The organism is Chryseobacterium sp. GQ58, from assembly GCF_059758895.1.
This window is the reverse complement of record NZ_JCAXEH010000001.1, coordinates 813,239-835,684: the sequence shown is the minus strand read 5'-3', so window position 1 is coordinate 835,684 and position 22,446 is coordinate 813,239. Positions and strand designations below refer to the sequence as shown.

At 34.6% G+C, this 22,446-nt stretch carries 21 protein-coding genes; 15 read left to right on the top strand and 6 right to left on the bottom strand.

Going from position 1 to position 22,446, the window contains the following annotated elements; all coding sequences use genetic code 11:
- Positions 1-312 precede the first annotated feature (312 nt).
- Positions 313-1,311: a zinc metalloprotease gene (locus tag AC6CHK_RS03945; RefSeq protein WP_498093743.1), complete on the top strand. Its 999-nt coding sequence runs from the start codon at positions 313-315 to the stop codon at positions 1,309-1,311.
- Between the two features lie 56 nt (positions 1,312-1,367).
- On the opposite strand, the gene AC6CHK_RS03940 is transcribed toward AC6CHK_RS03945, so the two are convergent.
- Both AC6CHK_RS03940 and AC6CHK_RS03935 read right to left on the bottom strand, forming a co-directional pair.
- Positions 1,368-2,198 carry an endonuclease/exonuclease/phosphatase family protein gene (locus AC6CHK_RS03940; protein WP_498093741.1) on the bottom strand — a complete coding sequence of 277 codons (831 nt, stop codon included), beginning with the start codon at positions 2,196-2,198 and terminating at the stop codon, positions 1,368-1,370.
- Positions 2,199-2,307: 109 nt separating this feature from the next.
- Positions 2,308-3,189 (bottom strand): SDR family oxidoreductase, encoded by an 882-nt coding sequence (locus tag AC6CHK_RS03935; protein ID WP_498093739.1) that lies wholly within the window; start codon positions 3,187-3,189, stop codon positions 2,308-2,310.
- Between the two features lie 120 nt (positions 3,190-3,309).
- Between AC6CHK_RS03935 and AC6CHK_RS03930 the strand changes: the two genes are divergently transcribed.
- The 3 genes from AC6CHK_RS03930 to AC6CHK_RS03920 all read left to right on the top strand — a co-directional run bounded on the left by AC6CHK_RS03930 (position 3,310) and on the right by AC6CHK_RS03920 (position 7,992).
- Positions 3,310-5,604 (top strand): GH92 family glycosyl hydrolase, encoded by a 2,295-nt coding sequence (locus AC6CHK_RS03930; protein ID WP_498093737.1) that lies wholly within the window; start codon positions 3,310-3,312, stop codon positions 5,602-5,604.
- Between the two features lie 315 nt (positions 5,605-5,919).
- Complete coding sequence (locus AC6CHK_RS03925; protein ID WP_498093735.1) at positions 5,920-6,927, top strand: aldo/keto reductase; 1,008 nt, start codon at positions 5,920-5,922, stop codon at positions 6,925-6,927.
- Positions 6,928-7,095: 168 nt separating this feature from the next.
- Positions 7,096-7,992 (top strand): helix-turn-helix domain-containing protein, encoded by an 897-nt coding sequence (locus AC6CHK_RS03920; RefSeq protein WP_498093733.1) that lies wholly within the window; start codon positions 7,096-7,098, stop codon positions 7,990-7,992.
- On the opposite strand, the gene AC6CHK_RS03915 is transcribed toward AC6CHK_RS03920, so the two are convergent.
- On the bottom strand, positions 7,989-8,366 hold the full coding sequence (locus AC6CHK_RS03915; protein WP_498093731.1) for a winged helix-turn-helix transcriptional regulator: 378 nt from the start codon (positions 8,364-8,366) through the stop codon (positions 7,989-7,991). The two genes, AC6CHK_RS03920 and AC6CHK_RS03915, sit on opposite strands and share 4 nt — an antisense overlap.
- A gap of 108 nt (positions 8,367-8,474) precedes the next feature.
- Between AC6CHK_RS03915 and AC6CHK_RS03910 the strand changes: the two genes are divergently transcribed.
- Entirely contained in the window at positions 8,475-9,077 is a 603-nt protein-coding gene (locus AC6CHK_RS03910; RefSeq protein WP_498093729.1) for an FMN-dependent NADH-azoreductase, read from the top strand.
- 120 nt (positions 9,078-9,197) lie between these two features.
- Here the strand turns inward: AC6CHK_RS03910 and AC6CHK_RS03905 are convergent, their stop codons facing one another.
- The gene (locus tag AC6CHK_RS03905) at positions 9,198-10,535 is read right to left on the bottom strand and encodes a dihydroorotase (RefSeq protein ID WP_498093727.1); all 1,338 of its coding nucleotides are present in this window, start codon (positions 10,533-10,535) and stop codon (positions 9,198-9,200) included.
- Between the two features lie 123 nt (positions 10,536-10,658).
- Between AC6CHK_RS03905 and AC6CHK_RS03900 the strand changes: the two genes are divergently transcribed.
- The 8 genes from AC6CHK_RS03900 (at position 10,659) to ribA (ending at position 17,573) form a co-directional block, all read left to right on the top strand.
- Positions 10,659-12,113 carry a lipopolysaccharide biosynthesis protein gene (locus AC6CHK_RS03900; protein WP_498093725.1) on the top strand — a complete coding sequence of 485 codons (1,455 nt, stop codon included), beginning with the start codon at positions 10,659-10,661 and terminating at the stop codon, positions 12,111-12,113.
- Positions 12,114-12,137: 24 nt separating this feature from the next.
- On the top strand, positions 12,138-13,157 hold the full coding sequence (locus tag AC6CHK_RS03895) for a sugar phosphate nucleotidyltransferase (RefSeq protein WP_498093723.1): 1,020 nt from the start codon (positions 12,138-12,140) through the stop codon (positions 13,155-13,157).
- Between the two features lie 91 nt (positions 13,158-13,248).
- The gene (lolB1, locus tag AC6CHK_RS03890) at positions 13,249-14,091 is read left to right on the top strand and encodes a lipoprotein insertase outer membrane protein LolB1 (protein WP_498093721.1); all 843 of its coding nucleotides are present in this window, start codon (positions 13,249-13,251) and stop codon (positions 14,089-14,091) included.
- Positions 14,088-15,641 carry a murein hydrolase activator EnvC family protein gene (locus AC6CHK_RS03885; RefSeq protein ID WP_498093719.1) on the top strand — a complete coding sequence of 518 codons (1,554 nt, stop codon included), beginning with the start codon at positions 14,088-14,090 and terminating at the stop codon, positions 15,639-15,641. Before lolB1 ends, AC6CHK_RS03885 begins: the two co-directional genes overlap by 4 nt.
- 31 nt (positions 15,642-15,672) lie before the next feature.
- Positions 15,673-15,885, top strand: a complete 213-nt coding sequence (locus AC6CHK_RS03880) for a twin-arginine translocase TatA/TatE family subunit (RefSeq protein ID WP_498093717.1) — start codon at positions 15,673-15,675, stop codon at positions 15,883-15,885.
- An 18-nt stretch (positions 15,886-15,903) separates the two neighbouring features.
- Complete coding sequence (locus AC6CHK_RS03875) at positions 15,904-16,515, top strand: DUF4254 domain-containing protein (protein ID WP_498093715.1); 612 nt, start codon at positions 15,904-15,906, stop codon at positions 16,513-16,515.
- The gene (locus AC6CHK_RS03870; RefSeq protein WP_498093713.1) at positions 16,512-16,967 is read left to right on the top strand and encodes a hypothetical protein; all 456 of its coding nucleotides are present in this window, start codon (positions 16,512-16,514) and stop codon (positions 16,965-16,967) included. The genes AC6CHK_RS03875 and AC6CHK_RS03870 overlap by 4 nt, the downstream gene beginning before the upstream one ends.
- A 12-nt stretch (positions 16,968-16,979) precedes the next feature.
- A complete protein-coding gene (ribA, locus tag AC6CHK_RS03865) occupies positions 16,980-17,573 on the top strand; it encodes a GTP cyclohydrolase II (RefSeq protein WP_498093711.1) in 594 nt (197 codons plus the stop codon).
- 66 nt (positions 17,574-17,639) lie between these two features.
- On the opposite strand, the gene AC6CHK_RS03860 is transcribed toward ribA, so the two are convergent.
- Entirely contained in the window at positions 17,640-18,188 is a 549-nt protein-coding gene (locus AC6CHK_RS03860) for a hypothetical protein (RefSeq protein WP_498093709.1), read from the bottom strand.
- A gap of 115 nt (positions 18,189-18,303) precedes the next feature.
- Between AC6CHK_RS03860 and AC6CHK_RS03855 the strand changes: the two genes are divergently transcribed.
- Together AC6CHK_RS03855 and bshA are read left to right on the top strand one after the other, a co-directional pair.
- Complete coding sequence (locus AC6CHK_RS03855; RefSeq protein WP_498093707.1) at positions 18,304-20,037, top strand: glycoside hydrolase family 3 protein; 1,734 nt, start codon at positions 18,304-18,306, stop codon at positions 20,035-20,037.
- An 87-nt stretch (positions 20,038-20,124) separates the two neighbouring features.
- The gene (bshA, locus tag AC6CHK_RS03850) at positions 20,125-21,282 is read left to right on the top strand and encodes an N-acetyl-alpha-D-glucosaminyl L-malate synthase BshA (protein WP_498093705.1); all 1,158 of its coding nucleotides are present in this window, start codon (positions 20,125-20,127) and stop codon (positions 21,280-21,282) included.
- Between the two features lie 68 nt (positions 21,283-21,350).
- On the opposite strand, the gene AC6CHK_RS03845 is transcribed toward bshA, so the two are convergent.
- Positions 21,351-22,241: a T9SS type A sorting domain-containing protein gene (locus tag AC6CHK_RS03845; RefSeq protein WP_498093703.1), complete on the bottom strand. Its 891-nt coding sequence runs from the start codon at positions 22,239-22,241 to the stop codon at positions 21,351-21,353.
- Between the last annotated feature and the right edge of the window lie 205 nt (positions 22,242-22,446).

Sequence of the window (22,446 nt, the reverse complement as noted above, 5' to 3'; positions counted from 1 at the left end):
TTTGGCAAATGCTGATTTTTTATTATGATTTTTAAAGCATTAATCAAATTTATAAATTAAACAATAAAAACATATAAATATAAATAAATTCATGCAAAATAACACAAAATACAATAAACAAAACAAATCAACGTCGAGTAATACAACATTAAAATAAAGACAAAAAATAAATATATTTACAACTATAAAAACAAATTATGATAAAATTATTATACAATAAATATATTTTAAATAAATTATTACAATAAATACATTGTGTATTAAATTATATTAATATAAATTCGTTTAATTAAAATTTCAAATCCAAAATTTATGAAAAAAATCCTATTCGGAGTTCTTGCTTTAGGACTCACAGTATCTTGCGAAAGCGACAATGTTACAACACAAAAACAAGAGCTAGAAACTAATGAATCTACATTTGCTGCAAAAAGGGAATGTCCTTCCGAAGAAATAAGGCATGCTGCATTATTACAAAATCCTGAACTTAAGAAAAGATATGAAGCGATAGAAGCCAACACAGAGAAGTTTGTAAAAAATATGGCTTTAGGAAAAGTTCTCGCCGATGGTACTGTAGAAATTCCGGTTATCGTCAACGTAATCTACAATACAACAGCAGAAAATGTTTCAGATGCAAGAATTGCAGAGCAAATTGACGTATTGAATAAAGATTTTACTGCAACTAACACAGATATCAACAAAATCCCTACAGAATTTCAAAGTGTAGGAGCAGGTGATACAAAAGTGAAGTTTATCATAGTAAATACCATCAGAAAAAAAACAAACGCCAAAAGCTGGAGAACAAATGATGATATGAAAAAAGCCTCTAGTGGCGGAATTGATGCTACAAATCCTACAAACTATCTTAATTTATGGGTTGTCGGAAAAATGACAAGCCAAGGGCGAACCATTCTTGGTTATGCTACGTTCCCTGAAACTTCAGGATTATGGAATGATGGTGTTGTAATTGCAGCTCCTTATTTCGGAAAAACGGGAGCATCTTCTCCTTTCAATTTAGGTAGAACGGCTACTCACGAAGTTGGCCATTATTTGAATCTAAGACATATTTGGGGAGATGCCACTTGCGGAAATGATTTTGTATCAGACACTCCTACGCAAACTACATCAAACGGAGGAAGTCCAAGCTACCCTCTATACAACACTTGTAACGGAGTACAAAGGTCTGTAATGTTTATGAATTATATGGATTATGTGAATGATTCTGCTATGTATATGTTTTCAGCAGGACAGAAGACAAGAATGCAGGCTATAGTTGCATCTACAGGGCCAAGATCTGGCTTAAGAGTTTACTAACTAAAAAAAAGACAAATAAAAAGGCTTGAAGCAATTGTTTCAAGCCTTTTTTATGATTAATCAAATTCAAGTTCTGCAAGCACGGGAAAATGATCCGAAGGATACAAAAGATTTTCTCTTCTGTCATTAATATGTCTGTTGGATTTTATCTTAAAACCTTTCACAAAAATATAATCAATCCTGTCTTTTGGAATTTCATTCACATTGAAAGCCGTGAAAGTTCCTACCGGACCGTAATGTTTCTTTTCAGAATGATAAAAACTGTCCTTCAGATTTTGCGAAAGAATTTTTATAGGTTCCGTAGTGTCCGTTAAGTTGAAATCACCACTTAAAGTTATCGGTAGATTTTTAGGATTAATTTCTTTGATCTTTTTTAAAATTAAATCCGCAGATTTTACTCTCGCTACATTTCCAATATGATCAAAATGCAGATTCATCGCCAGAAATTCTTTTTTTGATTTTTTATCTTTAAAAACTGCATAAGTACAAACTCTGTTGTATGCAGCATCCCAGCCTTTAGACGGTTTTTCGGGAGTTTCCGAAAGCCAGAAAGTTCCTGATTTTACAATCTGAAGTCTGTTTGTATCATAAAATATAGCCGAAAATTCACCTTTTTCTTTACCATCATCTCTTCCTACGCCAACATAATCATAATTTTTCAATCCGCTTTTGACGTCCTTCATCTGTTCCGGAAGCGCTTCCTGAACGCCAAAATAATCCGGATGATAATAGCTTATTAAATCTATGGCTTCTTGTTTTCTCTCCGTCCATGCATTTTCCTTGTCCGATTCTACCTGAAGCCTAATGTTGAAACTCATCACTTTTAGATTCTGTGAAATTCCTAATGCAAAAAACATCAGCAACACAACTGAAAATCTGAAATTCATATTCATCTATTTTAAATTAATACGAACAAAATTAAAGCTTCTCTTTAAAAGAAAAGCTTTATTAATTTTTTTTAACTGTAATTTAATCTGTAGTATCTTGAATTTACTATTAATTTGACTTTTTAGCTTTAATCATCGCTTCAAGCGCATCCCACATTTCCTGCGGAATATCTTCAAGCATATTAAATTCTCCTGCACCTTGCAACCATTCACCGCCATCAATGGTAACGACTTCACCATTTACAAAAGATGAAAAATCCGAAACAAGATAAGCCGCAAGATTGGCCAATTCCTGATGTTCTCCTACTCTTTTCAGCGGATTTTTTTTAGCTAAATCAAATTGATCTTTCATATCACCCGGAAGCAATCTGTCCCAAGCTCCTTTCGTTGGAAATGGTCCCGGCGCGATTGCATTAAAACGAATATTGTATTTCCCCCATTCAACAGCGAGAGATCTTGTCATTGCCAAAACCCCTGCTTTTGCACAAGCGGATGGAACAACGTAAGCCGAACCCGTCCAGGCGTAAGTCGTTACGATATTTAAAACCGTTCCCGGAGCTTTTGAATCAATCCAATGTTTTCCGATGGAAAGTGTGCAGTTTTTTGTTCCTTTTAACACGATATCCAAAATAGAGTCAAAAGCGGAATGCGTCAATCTTTCTGTTGGAGAAATAAAATTTCCGGCTGCGTTATTTAACAATATATCAATTTTTCCGAATTCTTTTAAAGTTGCTTCTTTCATGGCTTCCACCTCATCCCAATTTCTTACGTCACACGCTATGCAAAGAACTTTCCCACCGGTTTCTTCTTCCAATTCTTTTGCTGTTGCTTGTAGTTTTTCCAAATTCCTGGAAGTGATGACAACTTTGGCACCCAATTGAAGAAAATATTTGGTCATTGCTTTTCCAAGACCGCTTCCGCCGCCTGTAACGATCGCAACTTTATCTTTCAGCGCATCTTCCCGCAACATCGGTTGTGTATATTGATTCATATATTTTTATTTTGTCTTAAAAATAGTAAATTTAATAAGGATGAACTTCAAAATAATAATGCAACAAATAATATTCTTTCATTTTTTGATTACTTTTATCGTTCAAAAATTTACTTGTTCATGAAAAACTCAGGAATTTCAATCTTTTTATTATTACTTTTTAGTTTAAATTTTAAATCCCAAAAATTCGAAAAACTTTATCAATACGTCAATCCTTTAATTGGTACAGAAAAAATGGGACACACTTATCCCGGCGCAACAGCACCGTTTGGCGCGGTACAATTAAGTCCGGAAACCGATACGGTTTCTTATGAATTGAACGGTAAATATAATGGTGAAGTTTACAAATATTGTGCAGGATATCGTTATGAAGATAAGACAATTGTAGGTTTCAGCTCAACTCACTTCAGCGGAACCGGACATTCAGATTTGGGAGATTTTTTGGTTATGCCAACGGTTGGAAAATTACAATTGAATCCCGGAACGGCTTCCAATCCCGAAAATGGTTACAGAAGCAGGTTTTCACATCAAAATGAAAAAGCAGAAGCCGGATATTACAAAGTAAAATTGGACGATCACAATATTTTAGCAGAATTAACGGCGACAACAAGAGTCGGAGTTCATCGGTACACTTTCCCGAAATCTGATCAAGCCCATATTATTCTGGATTTAATGGCCGGAATTTACAATTACGATGGTAAAAATGTTTGGACTTACGTTCGTGTAGAAAACGAAAATACGGTTACAGGTTACAGACAGACAAACGGTTGGGCAAGAACAAGAACGGTTTATTTTGCAATGAAGTTTTCAAAGCCATTTAAATCTTACGGACAGAAAAATTATGATGGAAAGCAGGTTTATAACGGTTTTTGGAGAAAATTTGATCAAACAAAAAACTTCCCGGAAATCGCTGGAAAAAATCTGAAAATGTATTTCGATTTTGATACGAATGAAAATGAAGCGATTGAAGTTAAATTGGCGATTTCACCTGTAAGCCAAGCCAATGCGTTGGAAAATTTAGAAAAAGAAGCAGGAAATTTATCTTTCGATCAAGTTAAAGCAAAAACTCAGGAAGATTGGAATAAAGAATTAAATAAAATTATCATTAAAGGTTCTGAAACTGAAAAAACGAACTTTTATACAGCGATGTATCACACTTTTATCAGCCCGACAACTTATATGGATGTCAACGGAGAATATAAAGGTTTAGATCAAAATATTCATAAAGCGGAAGGTTTCACCAATTACACAACATTTTCAATTTGGGACACTTACCGTGCGCTTCATCCGTTTTTTAACATTATTCAACCTAAAAGAAATAATGATATGGTGAAGTCGATGATGGCACATTATGATCAATTTTCCATGAAAATGTTGCCGATCTGGTCACATTATGCAAACGACAATTGGTGCATGAGCGGTTATCACAGCGTGAGTGTCGTTACCGATGCAATTATCAAAGGAAATTATGACGGAGACACAAAAGAAGCTCTGAAAGCCTGTGTTGAAACTGCCAACAAAAGAGATTATGAAGGTATTGGGCAATATATAGATTTGGGCTATATTCCTGCGGAGAAAAGCGGAACTTCCGTTTCCAACACCTTAGAATATGCTTATGATGACTGGGCAATTGCTCAATTGGCGAAGCATTTAGGAGAAACAGAAATTTACAATCAATTCATCAAACGTTCTGAAAACTGGAAGAATAACTTCGATAAAACGATCGGATTTATGCGTCCCCGTTTAGCAGATGGAAGCTTTAAAAAAGATTTTAATGCATTAAGCACGCACGGACAAGGTTTCATTGAAGGAAATTCATGGAACTATAGTTTCTTCGTGCCTCAAAATCCGAATGAATTAATGAAAATGATGGGCGGAAAGAAAAAATTCGCTTCAAAATTGGACGAATTGTTTACGATGCATTTACCAGACGAGTTTTTTGCAGATACTGAAGACATTACAAGAGAAGGAATCATCGGCGGGTACGTTCACGGAAATGAACCAGCGCATCATGTCGCTTATTTTTATAATTGGGCGGGACAACCGTGGAAAACTCAGGCGCAAATCAGGCAGATTCTGGAAATGCAATACAAGGCAACCCCCGACGGATTGGGCGGAAATGACGATGCAGGACAAATGAGTGCGTGGTATATTTTAAGTTCGCTTGGTTTTTATCCGGTTGCTCCAGGCTCGGAAGATTATGCGATTGGAAGTCCGGCAATTGATCACGCTGTTTTGAATTTAGAAAACGGAAAAACATTTGAGATTGAAGCGATTAACCAAAGTCCGAAGAATGTATATGTGGAAAAAATTCTTCTCAATGGAAAAGAAGTTAACAACTTTACATTGAAGCATTCTGATATTACAAATGGCGGGAAATTGAGTTTTTATATGAGTGCTAAACCAAGGAAATAAACATCTAGTTTGTCATTCAGAGCACAGACTGAAGGTCTGCGAACGGAGTTCAGAAGTGAAGCGTGGAATCTAAACATAGCTCCGTTTACGTTGTTTTAGATTCTTTCAGAATGACAAATATTGGAGAAATTCTCTCGCAGATTTTGCAGATGACGCAGATCTTTAAACTCAATCATCTGCAAAATTTGCTCATCTGCGAGAAACAAAATTAATATCATTTAGTCATCCATCCGTAATTTGCATACGACAATCTCCGTTTTGCATACATCCAATCTTTAATTTCTGATCAATTTTGTATCAATAAAATTTAACGATATGAAATTGAATCAAGTAAAATTAGGAAGTCAGGGTTTAATCATTCCGAATGTCGGTTTGGGATGCATGGGAATGACAGGTTTTGGAGATGCAGATATGTATGGTAAAAGCGATGAAAAAGAAGCAATTGCAACCATTCACCGTTCTTTAGAATTGGGTGGTAATTTTCTCGACACGGCGGATCTGTACGGACCTTTCAAAAATGAGCAACTGATTGCAAAAGCGATTGAAGGAAACCGTGACCAATATATCATCGCAACAAAATTCGGTTGGGAAATTGATGACAACGAACAAATAACCTGGAAAATTAACGGAACGAAAGATTATGTAAAAAAATCGATTGATCGTTCCCTGAAAAATCTGAAAACTGATTATATCGACCTGTATTACATGCATCGTCTCGATAAAAATGTTCCCGTTGAAGAGACTGTCGGAGCAATGAGCGATTTGGTGAAAGAGGGCAAGATCGGTTATATCGGATTGTCTGAAGTTTCTTCTGAAACGGTGAAAAGAGCACATGCAGTTCATCCTGTTTCGGCAGTTCAGAGTGAATATTCTCTTTTTGAAAGAACAGTTGAAGAAAAAGGTGTTATCAAAACATTGAACGAATTAGGAATTGGTTTTGTCGCTTATTCACCGTTGGGAAGAGGATTTTTGTCTGGCAACATCAAAACAATTAACGACTTACCGGAAAATGATTTCCGAAGGGGAATTCCACGCTTCCAGAAGCAACATTTTCATAAAAACATTGAACTGGTTGAAGCAATCGAAAATTTGGCAAAGGAAAAAGGCATTACTTCTTCACAATTGGCTTTAGCCTGGATTATCAGCAAAGGAATTATACCGATTCCGGGTACGAAACGCAGAAAATATGTTGAACAAAATATTGAAGCGAGTAAAATAGTCTTAAGCGAATCTGATCTTCAGAAGCTGGAAAGTATTGTCCCATTGGGAACGGATACCGGAAAGCCTTATGATGAATTCAGTATGGGTCTTTTGGATTATTAATTTGTACCTTTAATTGTTAAAAAACAATTCAAACCTCATAGGTTTAAGATATCTTAAAACGCAATACTGTTGCGCCCCGGCTTGAACGGAACTCTTTTTGCGAAGCAAAAAAGCGGGAGTGGAAGACGGAAATAGGCGCCCAAAAATTATTATTAAAGCTTAAAAATCATGAACACCATAAAATCCATTTCTGCATTTCACAAACTGCTTTCTCTGCCCGAACCGAAACATCCGATGGTAAGTGTTATCAATCTTCATGAAAGTGTTTTTATAGAAGATGAGGTCTGGAAAGGCTTTATAAGTAGATATTATTGTGTTGCCCTGAAGCGAAATGCAACCGGAAAAATAAAATACGGACAACAACATTACGATTACGACAAAGGTGTTTTGAGCTTTACAGCGCCTAATCAGGTTCAGCATCTTGATCTGAAGACAATGGATTGTGAAAATACAGGTTATCTGTTGATTTTTCATGAAGATTTTCTGCTGAAACATTCTTTGGCAAAGACGATTTCTTCGTACGGATTTTTCTCGTATGCCGTGAATGAAGCGTTGCATTTATCTGAAGATGAAGAGAATGATTTGCTCGAAATTTTATATAAAATTGATAAAGAATGTCAACATATCGACCATCATACGCAGGAAATTATTTTATCGCAAATTGAATTGCTGTTGAATTATTCGAAACGTTTTTACGAAAGACAATTCATTACCAGAAAAAGCGGAAATCATCAGCTTTTGACAAAATTTGAAACGTATTTGAATGACTATTTTGATAAAAAATCTTCTGAAAAAGGACTTTTGACCGTTCATCAAATTGCTGAGGCAATGAATCTTTCTGCTAATTATTTAAGTGATCTTTTGAGAATTCAAACCGGACAAAATACGCAACAACATATTCATGAAAAGCTGATCAGTAAAGCGAAAGAAAAGCTTTCAACTACTGAATTATCTGTAAGTGAAATTGCTTATGAATTGGGATTTGAACATTCTCAATCTTTCAGTACACTTTTTAAGAAGAAAACGAATATGTCGCCTTTGGAATTTAGGCAGTCTTTTAATTAAAATAAATCTTGCTTGATATTATTTTTATGCGTTTTTCCCCATTCGGAAAGTGCTATAATAACAGGTTTCAGAGTTTTGCTATAGTCAGTGGAAATATATTCTACAACTATTGGTGTCATTTCTGCGTGCACCACTCTTTTTACAAATCCATTTAACTCTAAATCTTTCAACTCGTTGGAAAGAACTCTCGCTGAAATTCCTACAATGGTTCTCTGTAATTCATTAAACCGAATATTACCATTTTCATGTAAAGCAATAATGATTTTCAGTTTCCATTTTCCACCGATGACGTAGATTGCATCTTCCACCGAAGAAAGGTGGCCAAGACATTTTTCAACTGTAATTACTTCCTCAAAATCAATTAAGTTTTCCATAACTCGTATTTTAAAACTAACTCAAAGATTACCACTAACCTTTTGTTCACTACTAACTTTTGATAAGCAAATGTACATAATTTTGTCAAAGAAATTTAAATTTAAAACATGAAACAAATTTTGCATATCATCTCAAGTCCGAGAGTAGAAGTGTCTGCAAGCAGAAAATTAGGAAATGCCGTTCTTGAAAAAATTAAGGAAAAATATCCTGAAAGTATAGTAAAAGAGCGAGACTTAACGAAACATCTCGCTCCAATTTTAGAAGAAGTACACATCAATTCATTTTTTACGCCGGCAGAAAATCGTTCTCAGGAACAGGAAGTTATCAATCATTATTCCGAACAATTAATTTCTGAACTTCAGCAAGCTGACATTATTATTATTGAATCTCCTATGTACAATTTTTCGGTTCCCACGGCACTTAGATCGTATTTTGATTACACTTCCAGAGCCGGATATACTTTCAGTTATAACGAAAATGGACCCAAAGGTTTACTTAATAATAAGAAATTATACATCGCTTTTTCATCGGGAAATATTTATTCGGAAGGTCCGTATCAGATTTATGATTCGAATGTTCCTTATGTTAAGAATATTTTTGGTTTCTATGGTGTTAAGGATGTCAGCGTTTTCCGTGCAGAAGGTTTGGCAATTCCTGGAATTATGGAATCTTCTTTGGAGAAAGCGATTGAAAGCGTTGTGATTGATTAATTTCAAGTGATTGTCAGATAATTATCTTTCGCTGATTGAGCAAATTATCTAATCATCTGCTAGATTTGCTCAATCAGCGAAAGAATAAATAAAAAGACTGCAAATTTGCAGTCTTTTTATTTATTCTTTAACTTCAAAAAGCAAACGCTCTCCGAATTTTTCTTCATTAATTTTTCCGTTGTCATAAACCAGATTTCCGTTGACAAAAGTGTGAGTCACTTTAGAATGGAAATTCATCCCTTCAAGCGGACTCCAACCGCATTTGTAAAGGATATTTTCTTTAGCAACTGCCCAGTTTTCATCCAAATCAACCAAAACCAAATCAGCTTTATAACCTTCTCTGATAAAACCTCGCTTTTCTATTCTGAACAAAATCGCAGGATTGTGAGCCATTTTTTCAACGATTTTTTCTAGCGAAATCTTTCCATTTTGATAATTTTCCAGCATTACAACCAAAGAATGTTGAACCAAAGGTGCTCCGGAAGGACATTTTGTATATACATTTTGTTTCTCTTCCCAAGTGTGAGGCGCGTGATCGGTTGCAATCAAATCAATTCTATCATCCAGCAAGGCTTCCCAAAGTCCGTCTTTATCTTTTTTTGTTTTTACGGCAGGATTCCATTTGATTAATCCGCCTTTTGTGTCGTAATCTTCATTGGTAAATGTCAAATGATGAACACAAACTTCTGCCGTTATTTTTTTATCTTTTAAAGGAATATCATTTCTGAAAAGAGAAGTTTCTTTTGCCGTCGACAAATGGAAAACATGCAGTCTTGCTCCGGTTTTTTTGGCCAATTCAATCGCTTTTGAAGATGATTTGTAACAAGCTTCTTCACTTCTTATCAAATGATGGAATTTCACAGGAATATCTTCGCCGTATTTATCCAGATATTTTTGAGTATTTTCTCTGATTGTAGCTTCATCCTCGCAATGAACGGCAATCAACATTTTGGTATTGCTGAAAATATTTTCTAAAGTTTCTGGATTGTCAACCAACATATTTCCTGTGGATGAACCTAAAAACAACTTAATTCCGGGAACATTTCTTGGATTAGTTTTTAAAACTTCCGCCAAATTATCGTTGGTTCCGCCCATCATAAAACCGTAATTGGAATAAGCTTTTTGAGAACCAATTTCGTATTTATCCGCTAATAATTCCTGTGTCACAGCATTCGGAACCGTATTCGGTTGATCGATAAAACTTGTAATTCCGCCTGCAATTGCTGCTTTTGATTCGGTTTCAATATCTCCTTTATGCGTCAAACCAGGTTCGCGGAAATGAACTTGATCATCAATAATTCCCGGCAAAAGATATTTTCCGGAAGCATCAATGATTTGATCTGCATTTTCAGAAATATTTGAATCTATTTTAGAAATTAAATCATTTTCGATTAAAATATCGCTTTCAAGGATCTGTCCTTCGTTGACGATTTTAGCATTTTTTATGAGGATTTTCATTATTTACTTTTAGTTGTAAAGATTTTGTATTGCACAAATTTAATATTTTCAGAAATGATTTTTAAACATAAGTCAGAAAATTGTGAATTCTAATATTTACATTTGCACTTTAAAAAATAAAATTTGTACAAGAAATTATTTGGACAAACTGCTGTATACGGCCTGAGCTCGGTCTTGGTGAGGATTTTCCCTTTCCTTATTGCGCCCATTGTCACCAATGCATTCGGACCTTCTGCATCTTCACCTTTTGTAGATTGGTATTCGATTGCGGGAGTAATTACGGTTTTTTTGACTCACGGAATGGAAACTTCTTTTTTCCGTTTTGCGCAGGAAGGCGATATTGATAAAAAAACTTTGGTGTCTACTTCTGCGCTCAGCATTTTGGGGATTGGTTTCATTTATCTTATTTTAGGATATGTGTTCAGACAAGATCTTGCCAACGCTTTTGAAACTCCGGATCAGGTCAATTATCTTGTTATTTTCCTTTTTATTCTTTCGTTTGATGCTTTTGCTACAATTCCGTCAGCCGTTTTAAGGCTTGAAGGGAAACCTGTAACCTATATGCTTTCGAAAGTTGTAGGATCTTTGGCGTATTATTTTTTAGTGATATTTTTTATTGAATGGCTTCCGAATTATCCGAATGGAATTTTAGGGCTAAAATATGATCCCGAAATTGGCGTCGGCTATGTTTTTATTGCCAATTTGGTACAAAGCATTATCACTTTAGCGATTGTAGGAAAAGAATTTGTGAATTTCAGCTTTCGGAAATTTGATTTTGGACTTTGGAAAAGAATTATGAGTTATTCTTGGCCGGTGATGATCGCGGGACTTGCAGGGATTGTCAACCAGACTTTGGACCGACAGTTTTTGAAATATTTACTTCCGAAAGAAGAAGCAAAACATCAGATCGGTGTTTACGGAGCAGTTTATAAGATCGCAACTTTCATTACGGTTTTCCGTCAGGCTTATCAATTAGGAATTGAACCTTACTTTTTTTCAAGCTTTAAAGACAAAAACAATCACAAAACTTATGCTGTTTTGATGGATGTTTTTGTGATCTGCAACTGTTTAATTTACATCGGATTGATGGTTAACCTTCAATGGATTTCAGAAAAATATCTTAAAAATCCGCTTTATTTTGAAGGCATCGAGATTATCCCTTTTGTAATGTTGGGAGCGTTATTTTTAGGAATTTATCTTAATCTTTCTATTTGGTACAAATTGTCTGATCAGACAAGAGTCGGATTATATATTTCTCTTATCGGAGCGGCAATTACCATTTTTATAAACTTTACATTCATTCCGGAATACGGATATTGGGCAAGTGCTTTTGCAGCATTGATAACCTATACAAGCATGATGGTCATTTCCTATATCTGGGGAAAAATACAATATCCGATACATTACAACACAAAAAAAATTATCATTTATCTGTTTTTATCAATAATTATTTCGATGGTTTCATTTTACTTTTTCAGAGATAAATATTTAATAGGAAACGGATTATTTCTTTTATTCATCGCATTTGTAACCTACAATGAAAGAATGATGATCAATAAAATATTGAGAAGAGCATAAAATATTAATTAAACAAATTATTATATGAAAATTATAGTTCCAATGGCTGGTCGCGGCTCCAGATTACGCCCACATACATTAACGGTTCCAAAACCACTTATTCCTATTGCCGGAAAGCCGATTGTACAGAGATTGGTGGAAGATATTGCTAAAGTTGCCGGAGAAAAAATTGAGGAAGTAGCTTTTATCATAGGAGATTTTGGCCCTGAAATTGAAAAATCTTTGCTGAAAATCGCTGAAAAATTAGGAGCAAAAGGAAGTATTTATCATCAACTTGAACCTTTGGGTACGGCTCATTCCATTAAGTGCGCAGAAGCTTCAATGCAGGGTGATGTAGTTATCGCATATGCAGATACGCTTTTCCGTGCAGATTTTGTTTTAGATAAAAATTCGGATGGTGTGATTTGGGTGAAAAGTGTTGAAGATCCTTCCGCATTTGGTGTTGTAAAACTGGATAATTATGGTTTCATTACCGATTTCGTTGAAAAACCTCAAACTTTTGTTTCAGATTTGGCAATTATCGGTATTTATTATTTTAACAGTGCTGAAAAATTGATGAATGAGATCAATTATATCATGGATAATAACATCCAAAATGGCGGCGAATATCAATTGACAACAGCATTAGAAAATTTAAGAGCAAAAGGAGCCAAATTCTCTTTAGGAAAAGTAAACGACTGGATGGATTGCGGAAATAAAAACGCAACCGTAGAAACAAACAGCAAAATTCTTGACTACGAAAAAGAAGAAATGTCGACTTTCCCGACTTCTGCGGTTATAGAAAATTCACTTATTATTCAGCCTTGCTTTATAGGTGAAAATGTAAAAATTTTAAATTCAAAAATTGGTCCCGGAGTTTCTGTTGGAAATAATACGGTAATTATCAATTCAAATATTGAAGATTCTTTGATTCAGGAAAACACACAAATCAACCACGGAAATCTTTCCAATTCTATGATCGGAAATTCTGCGCAGTATTTTGGAGTTTCCAGAGAAATTTCTTTAGGAGATTATTCTGTTTTGGATTTTCTTAACAAAGGCTAAAGTTTTGTTTAAAAATAAATTATACCCAAACCACACAAAATCTTTTGTGTGGTTTGGCGTTAATATTGTAAAGTATTATTTAAAATTGAAAATGAAAAAATGGATTACGTTATTGTTTGCAGCGTTGGTTATATTTTCTTGTAAAACCAGAAAAAATGCCCAGGAAAACGCTTTTGAAAACGATAGCATCAAGATACAAAATTCCGAAAACGGAAATCCTTCTGACGGGAAAAATATTTCCGACAGATTGACTTTTTATGAGAAAATCTATATACATCCACCATTTGAATATATAAAAATCAACAGTAAAATAACGGCAGATAACATCAGAGTAAGTCCGCTTGACGCTACGATTTATATTGAAAGAGACAAAAAAATATGGTCAAATATTAATTTTTTATTTTTCAATGCGGCAAGAGCGATCATCACTCCGGAAGGCATAAAAGCGGTTGACAAATACAATAAAAATTATATCGATTCTGATTTTGAATATTTAAATAATTTATTGAATATCAATTTTATAGATTATAAAACTTTAGAAAAAATACTTCTCGGCAGAACTTTTCTTTTGGTAAGTGACCGAAATTCAGACATCAAAAAAACAGCGGATGGCTACCAGCTTGCATCAATTGTTAATCAAAAAATAGTAACAAACGGCCAGGAAAGGGAATATAAAATCAACATGCAGTATTCTAATGATTACAATTTAAATTATGTTAAATTGCAGGATGTGAAATCCGATGACGCTGTAGAAATCGTATATGATAATTGGGAAAGCTTTGATAATAATCTCCGACTGCCTCAATATGTTAAAATAATTATAAAAGGCTCAAAAACAAGTCAGATTTTAATTGAAAACACGAAATTTGGCTTCACTAAAATGGAAACACCATATTCTGTTCCAGCCAATTATAAGAAAATTGAGATTAAATGATTAAAAAATTTAGCTTTTTAATAGGAATTTTGCTGTTTGCATTGTCATTTGGGCAAAAGAAAGAGCAGTTACAGAAACAAAATGCCGAGCTTAAAAAACAAATTGCACAAATAAATTCAGAATTAGCAAAAACAAGAAATGAATCTAAACTTTCCATCTCTTATCTTACAAGCGTTAATAAAAAATTAGCATTAAGAGAAAAAGTTTATAACAATACTCAAAAGGAAAAAAGATTTATTGAAGATGAAATTTATCTTCGTCAATTAGAAATCAACAGGCAAAATCGTGAACTGGCTGTTTTGAGAAAAAATTATGCTCAGGTTTTGGTCAATGCATATAAAAATAAAGGAGTTCAGAATAAAGTGACATTTATTCTTTCTTCTAAAAATTTGGGTGAAGCACTTAGAAGAGTACAATATTTAAAGCAATATTCTGATTATCAGGATAAAAAAGCTGCGGAAATTTCCAATGCTGCTGTTGAGTTGAAAAAATCAGTTGAACAGAAAAAAAGATCTGCTGCCGAAAAAGAAAATTTATTGGTCAATCAGAAAAAAGATCTTACAACGATCAATGCTGAACGTTCACAGAAAGAACAGCTGGTAACCGAGTTTAAGAAAAACGAATCTAAGCTTACCGCCGAGCTTCGACAAAAACAAACTCAATCCAAAGCTCTTGAAGGACAAATAAGATCAATCATTGCAGAAGAAATAAGAAGAGCAAAAGCGGAAGAAGAAGCCCGCAAAAAGGCCGAAGCCGAAAAAATACGTCTGGCAAAAATAGCTGCCGAAAGAGAAAAAGCAAGAATAGAAGCAGAAAATAAAGCCAGAGCTGAAGCATTAGAAAGAGAAAGAAAATTAGCGGAAGCGGAAGCTAAAAAAGCAGCCGATTTAGCAGCAAAAAGAGCTGAAGAAGAAAGAAAACGCACCGAAGATGCAGCGAAAAATGAAGCGACCGCAAGAGATGAAGCCCGAAAAGTAGCCGCTAAAAAAGCTTCTGACGAGGCAGCATTACGATCAAGGGAAGCAGCCAATAAATTAGCATCAGCAAAAGCAGCGGAAGCCGCATTGGAAAAGAAAACAAGTGACGATAAAAAAGCAGCAGAAGCTAAGGCAATGACCAATTATGGTGTTTCGACAGCAGCAGGCAATAATTTTGCTGCAAACAGAGGAAAATTGGCAATGCCCGCGTACGGAACGGTAACACACCGATTTGGGAGACATCCGCATCCTGTATTTAAAAATATTGTGGAAGAAAACAACGGAATTAAAATTTCTGTAACAAAAGGCACAAATGCAAAAGCCGTTTTCCCGGGAACAGTTTCTTCAGTATTGCCAGCTTCGGACGGAACAAAAACAGTGGTTATAAAACATGGAGACTATTTCTCCATCTATTCAAATCTGAGTAACAACTCTGTTTCGAAAGGCCAGCAAGTGTCTGCGGGAACTTCAGTAGGAGCCGTTGCACAAGACTTTGACGGATCATTTACCCTTGATTTCCAAATATGGAGAGGCGATACTCCGGTAGATCCTTTGGGTTGGGTTTCATATTAAAAAAAGATTTAACTTTGTAAAAATTTCAGACATGCAAACACTTACGATATTAGCCTTATCTTGGCAACACATACTGATTGTGGCGATCATCCTTTTATTACTTTTCGGAGGAAAAAAGATTCCGGAATTGATGAGAGGAATGGGATCGGGAATTAAAGAATTTAAAGATGCTGTAAAAGAAGAAGAAAAACCAGCCCCGAAAACTGATAATCAATCTTCAACAACAAATAATACAAGCAACTAAAAAAATTCTTCACATCAAATGAATTTTACCGAAACTGCATGGAATGTCTTCAATAAATCTATTGAAGATTACCATGTTTCAGATAATACTGATACACCGATAAATAACACTTTTCCGCAAGATAGTTTGGAACGTATTTTGTATGCTAAGAACTGGATTGACACCGTTCAATGGCATTTGGAAGATATCATCAGAGATGAAAATATAGATCCTGTCGACGCTCTTCAATTAAAAAGAAGAATAGACTCTTCGAATCAGCAAAGAACTGATTTGGTGGAATTTATAGACAGTTGGTTTCTAGAAAAATTTAAAAATATTACTCCAAAACCTGATGCAAAAATAAATACTGAAACCCCAGCTTGGGCTGTAGACAGATTATCAATACTTGCATTAAAGGTTTATCACATGTCATTGGAAGCTCAAAGAGAATCAGCTTCTGAGGAACATCGTTTAAATTGCCAGACAAAATTAAATGTACTTCTTGATCAGAAACAAGACTTGTCGACTTCGATTGGTCAGCTGCTTACCGATATTGAGAATGGTGATGTTAAGATGAAAGTATACAAACAGATGAAAATGTATAACGATGAAAGTCTTAACCCAATCCTTTATCAAAAGGGGCAAAAATGAAACAATTATTTTTTTTCGGAATATTATTAGCAATTACATTATCTTGCGCAACAGAAAAGCTGAATACATCTCCGTTATCAAACAATTTTTATAGCGAAGCCAAAACAGCAGAGACTGAAGCAGCAAGTTTAAAAATAAATATTGCAGAGAACGTAAACGCAGCAGAAATTACCAATCTTATTTCTACTTTCCCTAAATTTAAAAATACAGCCTTGAATGAAGAGGTAAACTCTTTAAAATATACTTTGCAAAACTACTTGTACGCAATAGATTCAGGGAATATTTCCGGAAAAAACAGAACAATCAAAAATTTAGAAAAATCTTACAGAAAAATACAGAAGCTGAGAAAACATCTGAATAAAGACGATGACGAAATTCTCAACAGATATTTGGTAAGATTAAAAACCAATATTACCGTAATCGAAGATTCGATAAACAGTAATAAAAAATAACCTAACAATTAAATGATTAAAATTCAGGCGGAAGCTAACGTTCCCACAGACCATGGGAATTTCCGAATGATTGCTTTCTCGGAAGAGTCAGATGACTGGATGCCGCACATGGCTATCATTGCAGAAAATACAGACCTTTCAAAACCCGTAAATGTACGTTTCCATTCTGAATGTATTACAGGAGAAGTTTTCCATTCACAAAAATGCGAATGTGGGCAACAGCTGGATGCTGCGATGAAATATATGCACGAAAACGGTGGCATCATCATTTATCTGCGTCAGGAAGGAAGAAATATAGGAATCATTAATAAACTGAAAGCCTACTCTCTTCAGGAAAAAGGCTTCGATACAGTTGCTGCTAACTTGGAACTGGGTTTACCTGCTGACGACAGAAATTTTGGAGTTGCAATTGATATTCTGAATATTTTAAACGTACAAACTATAAATCTTCTTACCAACAACCCCGAAAAGGTCAAGTTTGTGGAAGAAAGCAATATAATACTTAATTCCAGAGTTCCTTTACAAATTCCCGCCAATGACAGCAGCAGAGGATATTTAAAAATAAAAAAAGATTACTTCGGACATTTCCTAGACGATCAGGAATAAAAAAAGCAAAGCTTCGGAAAAATTCCCAAAGCTTTTTAATTATAAAAAACTGAAAAGATATTCTAATTAATTTACTTTAGTCTTAATTATTTTAGACTCATCAAGATTGTAATATTTTATTACTGCATTGTAATCTTCAAAGTTCACAGGCTGTGAAGCATTCGCATTTTTACTTGAATTTGCAGGAATAAGAACGATTCTGAAAGTCTGATTGGTCAAATATTGACTTCTTTCAGCTGGAGTCATCTGCGTTGCCTGATTAAAATTGGCTTCAGTTCTGATCTCAACATCTTGGGTTGTAAAATCAAAGTTGTAATCTAATTCTCGGTTTGCTGGAAAACTAACATTATCATCTAAATAATAAGTTTTAGGAATCAATTGCCAAACAGCAGAAGACCCACCAACATTTCTGTAAACCAAAACGACATCAGTATTGAAAATATCAATACCTTGAGTAATAGTAAAACTATTATTGGCATTAAAAGTTCCGGTAACATCTCTTATCTGAGCAATAGTATCTTGGTCTTCAACCTGAACAACATCATCATTATCATCACAACTGTATATAAATAAGCTTACAAAAGCCAACATCAGAATGGGAAGAAATTTTTTCATTTTTTTAAATTTATATTATTAATGAATAGGCGGAATCAAAACGTATACCAAAAAACACAAAAACTTTGTTTATCCTTGTTTTTTTTAATTGTATTTTTGTTCTTATTCAGAAAACATGAAAAAAGTAGCTTTCAATTTACTATTCATCGTACTTTTTATAAGTTCAGAAATCTCGGCGCAATATCAGCCTAAAAATATCTCTCAGACAGATTTAAAAAAAGCGAATCAATGGGTTGACAAAACCTACAATTCACTTTCTCAGGACGAAAAGCTCGGTCAGCTTTTTATTGTTGCTCTTTACACCAATAAAGACGAAAATCACATCAACCAAGTAAGGAATATTGTTTCTAATGATAAAATCGGCGGACTGATTCTGATGCAGGATGATGCAGCAAGAGAAATAAATCTGGTCAACGAATTTCAGCAGAAATCAAAAGTTCCTTTAATGATTGGCATGGACGCAGAATGGGGCTTATACCAAAGAATTGCTGCAGCACACAAATTTCCTTGGGCAATGACTTTAGGAGCGATTCAGGATAAAAATATTATTTACCAAATGGCTGCAAAAATCGCCGAAGACTGCAAAAGAATGGGCATCAACTGGGATTTTGCGCCGGTTGTAGACGTAAATACCAATCCAAATAATCCTATCATTGGAAACAGAAGCTTCGGTTCCGAAGTTGATAATGTGATTAATTCGGCACTTTCTTATTCCAACGGATTGCAGGATAATAATATTTTGGCGGCGATAAAACATTTTCCGGGACACGGCGATACAAGTACAGATTCGCATTTGGACCTTCCTGTCGTTCCCCATGATATTGAAAGATTAAATTCTGTGGAATTGGCGCCATTCAAGGCATTGATGGATAAAGGAATCGGTGGGGTGATGGTTGCCCATCTTTATGTTCCAAGCTTAGAACCTAAAAAAGGAATTCCGGCTTCTGTTTCTAAAAATATCATTACTGGACTTCTAAAGGAAAAATTAGGCTATAAAGGATTAATCATTACCGATGCTTTAAATATGGGAGCGGTCGCCAACAAATATAAACCCGGCGAACTGGATGCTTTAGCTTTCAAAGCAGGAAATGATATCATGCTTTTCTCACAGGGAGTTTCAGAAGGTAAAAAACTGATCCAAAAAGCAATTGATAACGGCGAAATTTCTCAAGCAAGAGTCGAAGAAAGTGTAAAAAAGATTTTACTGACAAAATACTTTTTAGGCTTAAATCAATACACTCCAAAAAATCCTGAAAATGTAAATGAAGACTTAAATAATGATTCCCATAAAAAACTGGTTCAGAATCTTTATTCAAATGCATTAACTTTAATAAAAGACGAAAAAAAACTACTTCCTCTGAACTGTAAAGCGACGTGCTATTTTGTTCCTTTGGAAGAAGCGTCTTATCAGACTTTTTTAAATCAATTAAATTTAAACACAACAGTTATTATCAAAAAACCTTCGGAAATCAATACAATTCCTGCAAATTCTACGGTGATTGTAGGTTTTCATAAAGATAATTCGACCGCTTATAAACCTTACAAAATTTCGTCGGAATCAAAGAAGGTTTTAGCGGATTTAACTAAAAATCAAAATGTAATTTTAAATGTTTTTGGAAGTGCGTATGCTTTGAAAGATATTGATATTTCCAGAGTTTCAACCGTTTTGGTTTCTTATGAAAACAACGATGATTCGATGACTGCAACAGCAAAAGCTTTCAATGGAAAAACAAAAATCTGGGGAAAACTTCCGGTTTCAGTGAATGATCAGTTAAAAGCAGGAATTGGGCTTACTTTAGAAGCTTCACAATATTCGAAATCAACAGAATTTACCACATCAAAACAATAATAAAATAATGAAACGCTATGATAAAATTTCTTTAATGAAAATAATTTTTGGCGTTCCATCTGACCTTTAAAAATTAAAATTAAACAGATGAAAATAGGCATACTTTGCTACCCAACATACGGCGGAAGCGGAATCGTGGCAACAGAACTCGGAATGTCTCTGGCCAACAAGGGTTATGAAGTGCATTTTATCAGTTCGGCGCTTCCGGCAAGATTAGATATTACCAATCCCAATATTTTCTTTCATAAAGTAAATGTTCAGACGTATCCGCTTTTTCAGTATCAGCCTTATGATATTGCGTTGAGCTCGATGATTTACCGTGTTGTGAATCTTTATAAACTGGATCTGCTTCATGCGCATTATGCAATTCCTTATGCTTATGCTGCTTTTACGGCAAAACAGATGTTGCTGCAGGATAATAATGACGTTCCGTTGGTGACGACACTTCACGGAACAGACATTACGCTTGTCGGTCAGCATCCGAGCTACAAGCATGCGGTAGAATTTTCAATCAATCAGTCGGATGCGATCACTTCCGTTTCAGAAAGCTTAAAAAAAGATACGCTGCAGTTTTTTAATATTAAAAAAGAAATTCAGGTAATCACCAATTTTATTGATAATTCTGAATTTGACGATTGCAACGAATGTCAACGAACACAATTTGCCAATCCTGACGAAAAAATCCTGATTCACGTTTCCAATTTGCGTCCTGTAAAACGTGTGGAAGAAGTTCTTCAGATCTTTAAAAATGTTGAGAAAAAGGTAAAGTCTAAATTAATCATCATTGGAGAAGGTCCCGATATGGAAAAAGTAAATCAGTTTCTCGAAGAAAATCCTGATCTGATTTCAAAAATCCGTTTGCTAGGAAAAGTGAATGATCTATACAGGATTTTGCAACTTTCAGATGTCTTTTTACTTCCTTCCGAACAGGAAAGTTTCGGTTTGGCGGCTCTTGAAGCGATGGCTGCTTACACGCCGGTTATCAGCTCAAACGCAGGCGGAATCCCGGAAGTGAATATTCAGGGCCAAACAGGGTTTTTAGCAGAAATCGGGAACGTGGAAGCGATGAGCAATTACACCATTAAGCTTTTAACGAACGAGGAACTTTTAGCTAAAATGAAAATGAACGCAAAAGAACAAGCTATCAAATTTGATCTGAAAAACATTCTTCCGATTTACGAGGAAATGTATAAAACAACAATTGAAAAATTTAATAAAACTTCAAAAAATTCAATCTCCGTCTGAATTTCTTACAAAACAAACCCTAAAAAGCAGACTTTTTAGGGTTTTAAAATTATAGATAACTTTTAAATTTATTCTTTAGATAGCTTATTGGAATACTTTCCATTAGAGGTTTCAATTTGTACAAAATATATACCTTTAACTAATTCAGATACGTTCAATCCGTTATTCAGCTCATCTTTTCCCAAATTTTTTTCCAGAACTATTTGTCCTGAAGCAGAAAATATTGATATTTTTTTGATTTCTTCATTTTTAGGATTGTTTATCATCAAAATATCCTTTACCGGATTTGGATAAATTTCGATAGAACTATCTTTTTGTTGATCTATATCATTTACGGACAGACCTGCTGTTACGTTTATATTAAAATCATATACGCAACCATAATTAAATTCATTAATATTAATACAAGCACCAACATTAGTAGCATTATTGTAATCCCAAATTGCTCCTGTTCGAACTCCTGCTCTCACTAATCTCATTCGGTGCATTCCTGCCGTAGCTCCTGCAGGAATCGTAATAGATTTTGTAATAATTCTAGGCTGCCTTGTTGGATCATTAGGAGCAAGAGCAGCAAAAACAGGTAAACCTGCATTTATTGTATTATTATTTCTCATCACACTTTCATCAGCATCAAATACATTATTATTATTAAAATCTATAAAAATGCTAAAATATACCGGCTCACCATCGCTTGGTGAGAATGCTCTTAATTCAATATCCACTGCACCTCCGGCTGCTACTGATGGAAAAGTCACATTGTTGTAATATTGATATGTGTTAAACTGTCCAAATGCCCCCATTGCACCGAAACTGTGCGTAGTTCCTCCCACCTTTATATAATCCCACATATTGTAATTTTGCATAGCTTGTGAATTACAATAAGGTGCAGGGTTGGTAATTTGAGCCATCACAGATTGGCTAAATAGCATAAAAGCTACTAATAGATAAAATTTTCTCATAATATAAAATTTGTAATTTGCCTACTCTTTAGGGTTTTCGGCTTTGCCCATAATATTTTTAACTAAAATTATAAATACACGTCATAATTTTTTATTTTAGCAAATGTAATATAATTTACAATATACACAACATTAATTAACAATATAAACGAATTATTTAAAATAAATGACAATTTACATTTTAAACACGCATACAAATTATATT